The sequence below is a fragment of the Streptomyces chrestomyceticus JCM 4735 genome, from assembly GCF_003865135.1.
GTDB lineage: Bacteria > Actinomycetota > Actinomycetes > Streptomycetales > Streptomycetaceae > Streptomyces > Streptomyces chrestomyceticus.
On record NZ_BHZC01000001.1, the window covers coordinates 7,266,842 to 7,278,566 of the forward strand.

The following is an 11,725-nucleotide window of genomic DNA, read 5'->3' on the forward strand; positions in this document are numbered from 1 at the left end:
GGAGTGCGCGCCACCGGGAGGAAACGTCACGGCGCGCCGGCTCCCAGGCCGACCGAGACCGGTCCGTTGCGGCCCTCCAGTACGGCCGACAGGCCCGGTTGGTCGCCCGTCCCGACGGTGAGCGTGGCGCCCAGGGCGGCCAGTTCGGCGCGGATCGTCGACGGGTCGGGGTGCGTACCGGAGAACGCGCGCAGCGGTACGACCGGCAGGTCCGGCCCGGTGGCCGGGTGCGGCGTGTCGCCCCAGTCCAGCAGGAACGGGACCAGGCCGCCGCCGGTGCGCGGTGGCGTCAGCGTCCAGGAGAGCGTGCTGCCGTCCGGGGTGCGGCGGGACATCGGCACCGGCTCGCCCGGGTCGTACCCCAGCGCGCGGGCCCGCGCCACGTGCCCGGCGATCCCGTGCACCCGGACCGCCCAGTGGGCCAGCCGCGGGCCGCGCAGCGCGTCGATGCCGAACCAGCGCGGCGCCTTGGGCGCGGGCTGCGCGGGGTCGGGGCCGACGATCTCCAGGTAGGCGCCGTCGCCCAGGCCCAGCAGGGCGTTGCGGGTGCCCCGGCCCGGGTGGCCCCCGCCCGGCACCGGCCGGACGCCGGTCAGTGCGGCGAGTTCGGCGACGGTGCCTTCCAGGTCGGGCGTGGCGAGGACCAGGTGGTCCAGTACGGCGTCAGCCACGGGGGGCCTCCAGCGGCGGGCGGTCGGCGGCGCGGGCGGCCAGGCGGCGGGCCAGCGACGGCTCGGCCGCCCAGTGGACGTGCAGGTACGAGGCGTGCACCCCGCCCTGGACGTGGCCCTCCACCCGGCGCGCGGGGTGGGTCATGCCCCAGGCGGGGGACGCGCCCGCGCCCGGTTCCAGCACCGTACGGTGGAATTCGTGGCCGCGCACCCGCGTACCGGCGACGGCAAGGGAGTTGTCGGCCAGTGCCACCGCCTCCCGGTAGCCCAGCGTGAGCCGCTCCGACATCCGCGCGTCGGCGGGCAGCACCCCGCACATCGGCTTGCCGTCAAGGGTCCGGGACAGGTACAGCAGCCCCGCGCACTCGGCGACGACCGGCGCGCCCGAGGCCGCCAGCTCCACCACGGCGCGGCGCAGCGGCTCGTTGGCCGACAGTTCGGCCGCGTACATCTCGGGGAAGCCGCCGCCGATCACCAGGGCCTGCGTCCCGGCGGGCAGCCGCTCGTCGCGCAGCGGGTCGAAGACGGCCACCTCGGCGCCGGCGGCCCTCAGCAGCTCGGGGTGCTCGGCGTACGAGAACGTGAACGCGGCGCCGCCCGCGACGGCCACCACGGGCCTGCCGGGGACCGGGGCCGCGCCCTCCGCGCCCTGCGCGACGGCGAGCGCCGGGTCCCAGGCCGTGCCGGGCAGCTCCGGCGCGCTGTGCGCCAGCGCCAGCAGCGCCTTGAGGTCGCAGCCCTCCCGTACCTGGGCGGCCTGCGCCCGTACGGACTCCAGCGCGTCGGCCTGCCGTTCGGCGACCGGGATCAGGCCCAGGTGCCGCGACGGCGTCTGCACCTGGGGTGCCCGGCGCAGCGCGCCCAGCACCGGCACGCCCGCCTCGTCCAGCGCGTCGCGCAGCAGCTCCTCGTGCCGGTCCGAGCCGACTTTGTTCAGGATCACCCCGGCCAGCCGTACCTGCGGGTCCCAGGACGCGAAGCCGTGCACCAGCGCGGCCACCGACCGGGACTGCGCCGAGGCGTCCACAACCAGCACCACCGGTGCCCGCAGCAGCTTGGCGACCTGCGCGGTGGAGGACAGTTCGCCGAGCCCGGAGGCGCCGTCGTAGAGCCCCATCACGCCTTCGACCACCGCCAGGTCGGCACCGGCCGAACCGTGCAGGAACAGCGGTGCGATCTGGCCGGGGCCGCACAGGTACGCGTCCAGGTTGCGGCCCGGCCGGCCGGTGGCCAGCGCGTGGTAGCCCGGGTCGATGTAGTCCGGGCCCACCTTGTGCGCGGAGACCGAGAGCCCGGCCTCGGTGAAGGCCGCCATCAGGCCGGTGGCGACGGTCGTCTTGCCGCTGCCCGAGGCGGGCGCGGCGATGACGAGCCGGGGAATCGTACTCACGGGGTGACTGCTCCTGCCGCTCCGGTCGCCGTGGTGCCCGGCCGCGCCGTCACCACTCGATGCCTCGCTGGCCCTTCTGGCCCGCGTCCATCGGGTGCTTCACCTTGGTCATCTCGGTCACCAGGTCCGCGAAGTCGCACAGCTCCTGCGGCGCGTTGCGGCCGGTGATCACGACGTGCTGGTGGCCAGGACGGTCACGCAGGACGGAGACGACCTCGGCCGGGTCCACCCAGCCCCAGTGCATCGGGTAGGCGAACTCGTCGAGCACGTACAGCTTGTACGTCTCGGCGGCCAGGTCCCGCTTGACCTGCTCCCAGCCCTCGCGGGCCGCCTCCTCGTTGCTGTACTGCGAGTCGCGCTGGACCCAGGACCAGCCCTCGCCCATCTTGTGCCAGGCGACCGTGCCGCCCTCGCCGGTGTCGCCGAGCACCCGCAGCGCGCGCTCCTCGCCCACCTTCCACTTCGCCGACTTCACGAACTGGAACACCCCGACCGGCCAGCCCTGGTTCCAGGCCCGCAGCGCCAGCCCGAAGGCGGCGGTGGACTTGCCCTTGCCGGGGCCGGTGTGGACGAGGACCAGCGGGCGGTTGCGGCGCTGGCGGGTGGTGAGTCCGTCGTCCGGGACGACGGACGGCTGCCCCTGAGGCATTAAGCGGCCCTCCGAGTGGTGTGGTGGTTGCCCTGCCCGCGGACGTCGCGGACGAGCGCGGAGACGCTGTCCGCGCGCAGTTCGTCGAGGGTGACGGCGGTGCCCTGGAGGTCGCGGGCCAGCTCGCCCGCCAGACCCAGCCGTACCGGCCCGGCCTCGCAGTCGACGACCACCGAGGCGACGCCCTCCGCGCCCAGCAGCCGTGCGGCGCGCGAGGTGCGCACCAGCGGCTCGGGGCCGCCGGTGGACCGCCCGTCGGTGACGACCACCAGCAGCGGCCGGCGCGAGGCGTCCCGCAGCCGTTCGACCCGCAGCACCTCGTGGGCCTTGAGCAGGCCCGCGGACAGCGGTGTCCGGCCGCCGGTGGGCAGCGACTCCAGCCGGGCCGCGCCCGCCTCCACCGACGAGGTCGGCGGCAGCGCCAGTTCGGCCTCGGCACCGCGGAAGGTGATCATGCCGATCTTGTCGCGCCGCTGGTAGGCGTCGAGCAGCAGCGAGAGCACCGCGCCCTTGACCGCGCTCATCCGCTTGCGCGCCGCCATCGAGCCGGACGCGTCCACGACGAAGAGCACGAGGTTGCCCTCCCGGCCCTCGCGCACCGCCTCGCGCAGATCGTCCCGGCGCACCACCAGGCCCGGGCCGCGGCGGCCGCGCGCCACCTGGTGCGGTGCGGCGGCCTGCACGGTCGCGGCCAGGTGCAGCTTGGTCAGGGTGCCCTGCGGGCGGCGGGCGCCGGTGGTCCGGCCGTGCGCCGTACGGGCGCGGGAGCGGCGGCCGTCCGCGCCCTCGCCGAGCCCCGGCACGTCCAGCCGCCGGGTACGGAACGGCTCCCCCGCGCCGACGGCGGCCGTCTCGCCGCCCTCGCCCGGAGCGTTGTCCGTGTCGCCCTCGGACTGTGCCTTCGGGTCGGCCGGAGCCGGGTCGGACTCCGGGCCTTGCGCCTGCTCGGGCAGTTGCGGCTGGTCGGGACCCTGCGGCTGGTCGTGCGGGGTCTGGGCGTCCTCGCCCTGCGGGCCGTCCGTGCCGCCGTCGCCGTCCTGCGGCGGCTGACCGCCACCGGGGCCGTCGGGGCCGTCGTCGGGGCCGCCGTCCGGGTCGGGTTCCGGGTCGTCGTCCTCGTCGGCGGCGAACTCCTCCAGCGTCTGGTCGAGCTTGTCCTCGTCCAGGCCGGGAGCGTCGAACGGGTTGCGGCGGCGCCGGTGGGGGAGCGCCAGCAGGGCAGCCTGCCGTACGTCCTCCTCGCGGACCTCCGTACGGCCCGCCCAGGCGGCCAGCGCGCTGGCGGTGCGCGCCATCACGATGTCCGCGCGCATACCGTCCACCTCGAACGCAGCGCAGACGGCGGCGATTTGCCGCAGCACCGCGTCCCCCAGGACGACATCCGGCAGCAGCGCCCGCGCGGCGGCGATCCGCTCCCGCAGCTCGCCCTCCTCGACGGCCCAGCGCGCGGCGAAGCCCTCCGCGTCCGCGTCGTAGGCCAGACGGCGCCGCACGACCTCGACCCGCTGGTCCGGCTCGCGGGACGCGGCGACCTCCACGGTCAGCCCGAAACGGTCCAGCAACTGCGGCCGCAGCTCGCCCTCTTCCGGGTTCATGGTGCCGACGAGCAGGAAGCGCGCGGCGTGCCGTACGGAGACGCCCTCGCGCTCCACGTACGAGGCGCCCATGGCGGCGGCGTCCAGCAGCAGGTCCACGAGGTGGTCGTGGAGGAGGTTGACCTCGTCGACGTACAGGATGCCGCGGTGCGCGTCCGCCAGCAGGCCCGGCTCGAACGCCTTCACGCCTTCCGACAGCGCCCGCTCGATGTCCAGCGCGCCGACGAGGCGGTCCTCGGAGGCGCCGACGGGGAGTTCGACCATGCGGGCCGGGCGGTCCTCCGCGCCGGCCGCCTCGTGGGGACCGTCCGGACAGGCCGGGTCCGGCGCCGCCGGGTCGCAGGAGAAGCGGCAGCCGGTGACGACGGGGACGTCCGGCATCAGCGCCGTCAGGCCCCGCACGATCGTCGACTTCGCGGTGCCCTTCTCGCCGCGGACGAGCACCCCGCCGATGGCCGGCGAGATGGCGTTGAGCAGCAGGCTCAGCCGCATGTCGGACATCCCGACGACCGCGGTGAACGGGTAAGGGACCGATGCCATTAAGGAGTACCCCCTTCGAGGGTCGTGCGAGGTGCGGGTGCGGGGGAGGCCGCGGCGGGGGCGGCCGGGGTGCGGGGCGGCGGTATCGGCGGCGCCCCCGGTGGTACGAACGGCAGCCCCGCCGGTACGCCGTCCTCGATGAGCCGCAGCAGCGCCGCCGTGTCCGCGTGCTCCTCGATCAGGTCGCCCAGCTTGTCGAGCTGCTCCTCGCGCAGTGCGGCGAAGCTGGTGTCCGGCGCCGGGTCGAACGCGCGGCCCGCGTCGGCGGCCACCCGCCGCAGGAACGCCCGCCGGAAGCCGTCGCTCTCCAGTGAGCCGTGCCAGTGGGTGCCCCAGACGGTCCCGGAACGGCATCCCGCCAGGAAGGGCTCCCCGCCGTCGATCTCCGCCACGCCATGGTGGATCTCGTACCCCTCGACCGGCTCGCCCAGCGCCTCGCCGGACGGCCGGGCCAAAGCCTTCTCCACCGCGAACCGGACGCGTACGGGCAGCAGGCCCAGCCCGTCCACCGTCCCGGCCTTCGACTCGACCTCGTCCTCGATCCGCTCGCCCAGCATCTGGAAGCCGCCGCAGATGCCCAGCACCGGGCGTCCTTCCGCGGCCCGCCGCCGCACCGCGTCCGCGATGCCGCGCTCGCGCAGCCACTGGAGCGCGCGGACGGTGCCTCGGGTGCCGGGCAGGACGACGAGGTCGGCGTCGGCCAGTTCCTCGGGGCGGTCCACGAAGCGCACCACGACGCCCGGTTCGGCGGCGAGCGCGTCCACGTCCGTGAAGTTCGACATCAGCGGTACGGCGGCCACCGCGACCCGCAGCACGTCGGCGCCGTGCGGCGGCGCGACGACGCTCTCGCGGACCGCGCCGCGCAGCGACACCCGGAGGCCGTCCTCCTCGTCGATGCCGAGGCCGTGCGCGAACGGCAGCACCCCGAGGGTGGGCCGTCCGGTCAGCTCCTTCAGCATGTCCAGACCGGGCTCCAGCAGCGTCACATCGCCCCGGAACTTGTTGACGAGATAGCCCGCGACCAGTGCCTGGTCCTCCCGGGACAGCAGCGCGGTGGTGCCGAAGAAGGAGGCGAACACCCCGCCCCGGTCGATGTCGCCGACCACCACGGCCGGGATACGGGCGGCGCGCGCGATCCCCATGTTCACGATGTCGGTGCGCCGCAGGTTGATCTCCGCCGGGCTGCCCGCGCCCTCGCAGATCACCGCGTCGTGCGTACGCCGCAGCTCCTGGAGGCAGTCCGTGACCGTACCGAGCAACTGCTCCTGACGGCCCGCGTGGTAGCCGCGCGCGCTCAGCTCGCCCACCGGCTTGCCCATGAGCACGACCTGGCTGCTGCGGTCACTGCCCGGCTTCAGCAGCACTGGATTCATCAGGGCGCTCGGCTCGACGCGCGCCGCCGCGGCCTGCATGGCCTGCGCCCGCCCGATCTCCGCGCCCTCGCGCGTCACGAACGAGTTCAGCGACATGTTCTGCGCCTTGAAGGGCGCCACCTTGACGCCCTTGCGGGCCAGCCAGCGGCAGATGCCCGCCGTCACCACACTCTTGCCCGCGTCGGACGTGGTGCCCGCCACCAGCAGCCCGCCGCCGAGCGGTGCTTGACCCGGTCCGTTCACGTGGCACTCCTCGCCGTCCGCACTGCGCTGCTCCCGCTGCTCACTTGGCCCTCCCGGTGGTACGGGGGCGGCGTACCGCTCCGGCCGTGATGGATCGGCCTACCGTTCCTGCCGTACGGGATCGCCGTACCGCCCCGGCCGCCAGCCGCCCCCCGACCGTGACCGCCAGCGCCAGCGCGCTCACCCGGCGCGACAGGGTCACGGCCCGCTCGATGTCCGGCACCGCGACCGGCCGGCCCGCGTCGCCGTTGAGCACCGGCCGGTGCTCGACCCGGCCGCCGTACGCCAGGGTGCCGCCCAGCCGCACCCCCAGCGCCCCGGCGAACGCCGCCTCCACCGGGCCCGCGTTGGGGCTCGGGTGGGACGGGCCGTCCTGCCGCCAGGCGCGCAGCGCGCCCCGCCGGTCCGGGCCCGCCAGCACCGCCAGCGCGGCGGTCAGCCGGGAGCCGGGGTAACCGGCCACGTCGTCGAGGCGGGCCGAGGCCCACCCGAACCGGCGGTGGCGCGGCGACTTGTGCCCCACCATCGCGTCCAGCGTGTTCACGGCCCGGAAGGCCAGCAGCCCCGGCACACCGGCGGCCGCGCCCCAGACCAGGGCGCCGACCACCGCGTCCGAGGTGTTCTCGGCGACGGACTCGACCACCGCGCGCGCCATCTGCTGCCCGTCCAGGGCCTGCGGGTCGCGCCCGCACAGGTGCGGCAGCCGCTCGCGCGCCACGTCCAGGTCGCCCGCCGCGAGCGCGCCGCCGACGGCCCGCGCCTCGCGGCCCAGCGAAGTGCCGCCCAGGACGGCCCAGGTGGCGGCGGCGGTCAGCGCGACGGAGGCGGGGAAGGCGGCGGGGGAGCGGCGTACGGCGCGGTCGAGCAGCGCGGCACCGGCGGCGGTACCGCCCGCGAGCAGCGCGGTGTGCAGGGCGCCGGTCCCTCGGTGGTCGCGCCACAGACGGCGTTCCACGGCGGCCGCGGCCCGCCCGAAGGCGGCCACGGGGTGACCGCGCCGGGGATCGCCCACGACCAGGTCGCCGAGGAAGCCGAGGGCCGCGCCGCACGCGTAGCCGGCGTGTTCGGCACGCATCGGATCAGACCGCCGTCGCGCCTCGGAGGGATGGCGTGGGGGTACGTCCAGCAGATTGCGCACTGCGGCCGGGCATGGCGGTAGGTCCTCACTCAGGGTCCGCGCCCTGGCTCGACGGGTACGGCGACGAGAGTCTCCTGGCTCCCCGGATCGGCGCTTCCCCCGGCCTTCCAGTCCGTACGGGAACCTGCGTCGCGGGACGCGGACCGTGGCCCTTGGTGGAGGGGCGCTCCCCGGTGACAGTGGCGGGACCGCGCCGGATTCTCACCGGACTTCCTCATCTGTCGCCGATTGGCTCCGGCAGTCCACCACGCTCCGCCAAGCCCGTCAACTCACGCTTGACCTGCGGCGGGGGCGGTGGTGGCGTCTGTGTCCCACGCCACAGGCGTCCGGTGGCCGCGGCGGGGATGCCGCGGCCACCGGACGCCCGGGGTGCCGCGCCTCAGGCGGCGACGATCAGGTAGATCCCGTACGCCACGGCCGCCGCGCACAGCGCGAAGCAGACGTACGCCCCGGCCCGCGCCGCCCCGCCGGAGGCGGCGGGCCCGTCGGCGGTCACCGGCGTGCCCTCCTGCTGCGGCTTGCGGGACGTGCCGACGATGCCGAGGGTGAACAGGCCCACGATCCCGACCGTCACGAACAGCGTGACGCCGAAGACCTGGCCGAGGGCGGCCCAGTCGATGCTCATTGCGTTCTCGTTCCTTCGTGAGAGCCGTGCGGCCGGGTCAGCCGGCGGCCGAGCCGGCCTTGGCGCGGCGCCGGGCGCTCTTCTCGTGCGGGCGGGCGGCCACCGGGACGGCGATCACCGGGGCGGTGCCGACCGGGTCCGTGATCCGGGTCTCGGCGACCGTGGGGGCCGGGATGGCGACCGGGCCCGCGGGCGGCGGCGAGACGGCCTGCAGGGCGGCGGTGACGACACCGGCGGGCTCGGCGGCCGGGCCCTCGTTGACGTTGGTGTGGTCCACCGGCTTGCGCCGGGAGGCCGCCCAGATCGCGCCGCAGACGGCGAGCGCCAGCACGGCGACGGTCGCGATGCCCCAGTCGCCCTGGTCCGCCAGGAGAGCGGCGCCCGCCGCGACCAGCCCGGCGGCCGGCAGCGTCAGACCCCAGGCGGCGGCCATCCGGCCCGCCGTGGACCAGTGCACCACGCCGCCCTTGCGGCCCAGGCCGGAGCCCATCACCGAACCGGAGCAGACCTGGGTGGTGGAGAGCGCGAAGCCGAGGTGGGAGGAGGCCAGGATGGTGGCCGCGGCGCCGGTCTGGGCGGCGAAGCCCTGCGGCGGCTGGATGTCGGTGATGCCCTTGCCCATCGTGCGGATGATCCGCCAGCCGCCCAGGTACGTGCCGAGCGCGATGGCCAGGCCGGCCGAGGCGATGACCCACAGCGGCGGGTCGGCGTGCGGGGCGACGACGCCGCCGGTGATCAGTGCGAGGGTGATCACACCCATCGTCTTCTGGGCGTCGTTGGTGCCGTGCGCGAGGGAGACCAGCGCGGCCGAGGCGATCTGCCCGGCGCGGTAGCCCTTGGCGGTGTCCTCCTCGGCGCGGTTGCGGGCCAGCCGGTAGGTCAGCCGGGTCGCGGCGGTCGCGGCCAGACCGGCCACGATCGGCGCGGCGACGGCCGGGATGAGGACCTTCATGACCACGGCGCCGCCGTGCACGCCGCTCGGGCCGACGGCCACCAGGGTGGCGCCGATCAGACCGCCGAAGAGGGCGTGCGAGGAGCTGGAGGGGAGCCCGGCCAGCCAGGTGACCAGGTTCCAGACGATGGCGCCGACCAGCCCGGCGAAGATCACTTCTGGTCTGATGCCGGCCGTCTCGTCGATGATCCCGCCGGAGATGGTCTTGGCGACCTCCACCGACAGGAACGCGCCGACCAGGTTGAGGACCGCCGACATCGCCACCGCGATCTTGGGCTGGAGTGCCCCGGTGGAAATGGTGGTGGCCATGGCGTTGGCCGTGTCGTGGAAGCCGTTCGTAAAGTCGAACACCAAGGCCGTGACGATCACGATCCCGATGAGAAGCGTGATGTGTTCCATTCACCCAGGCAATCAGTTCGTTGGGCAGTGACGCTCGGGACCGTACGGACGACGGGTGAACGGAAGGTGAACTGGGGCGGGCGCCGCAGTGACGCCCCCGCAGGGGTGGTGCGGAGGCGCCCGTACCGTCGCCCGGGCCCCATGCGTACCAGCACGGACGCCTCGTGTGCCGCAGGCGTGCCGGAGGCGGGTGAGACGCGGGGCCGGGCGTGTCGGGCGCGTACCGGCGGCGGGTGCGTCGGCGGGTCAGCCGCGCGCGAAGCGCCGCAGCCCGGTGACCGTACCGTTCCACTTGTTCTGGTCGCCGGGCAGCGCGCCGGACCCGGCGTGCTGCCAGATGCTCGGGTACACCCAGCCGGCGGGCAGCTTGCCCGGGGTGCTGTGCCAGCGGGCCAGCCACAGGGGGTGGGTGGCGGCGAACGTCCGGCTGCCGCCGGTGCAGCCGTTCCACCACCGGGCCGTCGTGTAGATCACCGGCCGCCGCCCGGTCTGCCGCAGCATCTCGTTGCTGAATTGGCGGACCCACCGGACCAGCGCCGTGCCGGTCATCCCGTAGCAGGCGTGCTCCCGGTCGTACGGGTTGTGCTCCAGGTCGAGCGCCGGGGGCAGCGTCCAGCCGTCCGCCTTCCAGCGGCCGCCGTGCCGCAGGAAGTACCGGGCCTGCGCGCGCCCGGAGGACGCGTTCGGGACGCCGAAGTGGTACGCGCCGCGCAGCAGGCCCGCCTTGCGCGCGCCGCGGTACTGCCGCGGGAAGTGCGGGCTGCGGTACCAGGTCGACTCGGTGGCCTTCACGTACACGAAGCGGCCGCCCTTCGCCCGTACGGACTTCCAGTCGACGTTCCCCTGGTGCGAGGAGATGTCGTGCCCGGCGGGCTTGCCGGCGGCCTCGGCGGCGGGGGCCGTGGGCAGGGCGGTGGACAGGACGCCGGAGAGCGTGCCGAGCGCCAGGGCCCCGGCGGCGAGCCGGCGCCGTCGGCTGCGCGCGCGGCGGGGCGGGTGCTGGGCGTCGGGCGGGTGGTGGGACGGCTGCTGCGTACCGGACAGGCGGTCGCGGTCACGGGCCATGGCTGCTCCCCCAGGAAGTCCCCCGGACGGCTAGGTGCATGACGGATGACTACGTGCGTGACGGGCGGCTGCACGGGCATGACAGGTGGCTGCCCATGCATGACGGGCGGCGACGTGCATGACAAAGCTCCGGAAGCGTACCGAGAGATCCACACAAGACGGTCGTCACTCGGTCAAGTCCGCCCGAGGTACCGCCGGTCCGACATGGCGGATACCGGAGGGCCAGGATCCGCCCCCCGGCTTCCCACCAGCCCCGTACGGTGTCGGCAGCCCCGCGCGCACCACGTCCGCGCGCCCCCCACCGGGCCCCGCCCGCACCGCACACCGGAGGCACACGCATGACGGACCCGGAAGCCCTCGACCACGCCTGGGACGAGCTGGTCGCCACCGCCCGCCGCACGGTCGCCGACGGCCTGGTCGTCGGCACCTCCGGCAACGTCTCCGTCCGCGTCGGCGACCTCGTGCTGGTCACCCCCAGCGGCGTCCGCTACGACCGGCTCGGGCCCGGCGACCTCACCGCCGTGGACCTCGAAGGCCGCCAGGCCCGCGGCACGCTGCGGCCCACCAGCGAACTCCCCATGCACCTGGCCGTCTACCGGGCCACCGGCGCCACCGCGGTCGTGCACACCCACGCCGTCCACGCCACCGCCGTCTCCACCCTCGTCACCGAGCTCCCGCCGGTGCACTACATGACCGCGGCCCTCGGCGGACCCGTCCGCGTCGCGCCGTACGCCCTCTACGGCACCGAGGAGTTGGCCGGGAACATGCTCGCCGCCCTGCGCGACCGCACCGGCTGCCTCCTCCGGAACCACGGCACCATCGTCTACGGCGACACCCTTGACGAGGCGTACGACCGCACCGCCCAGCTTGAGTGGATGTGCCGCGTCTGGCTCGCCGCCGCCTCGCTGCCCGGCCGCATGCCCAGCCTGCTCACGCCGGAACAGCTCGACGCGGCCGGTGAGCAACTGCGCGGTTACGGGCAGCGCCGCTGACGTACGGCGCCGGGCGACGGCGGCCGGGCCCGGACGGCCGCCCGCGGGCCCGCCCACCGTCACCCGGGCGCTCCCGCCCACTGGCCGAGGCCG

10 protein-coding genes and 1 riboswitch are annotated in these 11,725 nt (G+C 75.4%); of the genes, 1 reads left to right on the forward strand and 9 read right to left on the reverse strand.

The window, feature by feature from the left end:
- Positions 1–26 precede the first annotated feature (26 nt).
- The 9 genes from EJG53_RS31780 to EJG53_RS31820 form a co-directional block, all read right to left on the reverse strand.
- Positions 27–671 (reverse strand): VOC family protein, encoded by a 645-nt coding sequence (locus EJG53_RS31780; protein ID WP_125047828.1) that lies wholly within the window; start codon positions 669–671, stop codon positions 27–29.
- On the reverse strand, positions 664–2,061 hold the full coding sequence (locus EJG53_RS31785) for a cobyrinate a,c-diamide synthase (protein ID WP_125047829.1): 1,398 nt from the start codon (positions 2,059–2,061) through the stop codon (positions 664–666). Before EJG53_RS31785 ends, EJG53_RS31780 begins: the two co-directional genes overlap by 8 nt.
- Positions 2,062–2,110: 49 nt before the next feature.
- Positions 2,111–2,710: a cob(I)yrinic acid a,c-diamide adenosyltransferase gene (gene cobO, locus EJG53_RS31790; protein WP_125047830.1), complete on the reverse strand. Its 600-nt coding sequence runs from the start codon at positions 2,708–2,710 to the stop codon at positions 2,111–2,113.
- Positions 2,710–4,845 carry a putative cobaltochelatase gene (locus EJG53_RS31795; RefSeq protein ID WP_125047831.1) on the reverse strand — a complete coding sequence of 712 codons (2,136 nt, stop codon included), beginning with the start codon at positions 4,843–4,845 and terminating at the stop codon, positions 2,710–2,712. The genes cobO and EJG53_RS31795 overlap by 1 nt, the downstream gene beginning before the upstream one ends.
- Complete coding sequence (locus tag EJG53_RS31800) at positions 4,845–6,461, reverse strand: cobyric acid synthase (RefSeq protein ID WP_125047832.1); 1,617 nt, start codon at positions 6,459–6,461, stop codon at positions 4,845–4,847. The genes EJG53_RS31795 and EJG53_RS31800 overlap by 1 nt, the downstream gene beginning before the upstream one ends.
- Before the next feature lie 40 nt (positions 6,462–6,501).
- Complete coding sequence (locus EJG53_RS31805) at positions 6,502–7,536, reverse strand: cobalamin biosynthesis protein (RefSeq protein WP_125047833.1); 1,035 nt, start codon at positions 7,534–7,536, stop codon at positions 6,502–6,504.
- A gap of 131 nt (positions 7,537–7,667) precedes the next feature.
- A riboswitch (cobalamin riboswitch) is annotated at positions 7,668–7,814 on the reverse strand.
- Positions 7,815–7,978: 164 nt separating this feature from the next.
- A complete protein-coding gene (locus tag EJG53_RS31810; protein WP_125047834.1) occupies positions 7,979–8,224 on the reverse strand; it encodes a hypothetical protein in 246 nt (81 codons plus the stop codon).
- Between the two features lie 37 nt (positions 8,225–8,261).
- Complete coding sequence (locus tag EJG53_RS31815) at positions 8,262–9,575, reverse strand: inorganic phosphate transporter (RefSeq protein ID WP_244955423.1); 1,314 nt, start codon at positions 9,573–9,575, stop codon at positions 8,262–8,264.
- Between the two features lie 246 nt (positions 9,576–9,821).
- The gene (locus EJG53_RS31820) at positions 9,822–10,640 is read right to left on the reverse strand and encodes a lysozyme (protein WP_125047835.1); all 819 of its coding nucleotides are present in this window, start codon (positions 10,638–10,640) and stop codon (positions 9,822–9,824) included.
- 338 nt (positions 10,641–10,978) lie between these two features.
- On the opposite strand from EJG53_RS31820, the gene EJG53_RS31825 reads away from it, so the two are divergent.
- Positions 10,979–11,632, forward strand: coding sequence for a class II aldolase/adducin family protein (locus tag EJG53_RS31825; RefSeq protein WP_125047836.1), 654 nt, complete (start codon positions 10,979–10,981; stop codon positions 11,630–11,632).
- Positions 11,633–11,725 lie beyond the last annotated feature (93 nt).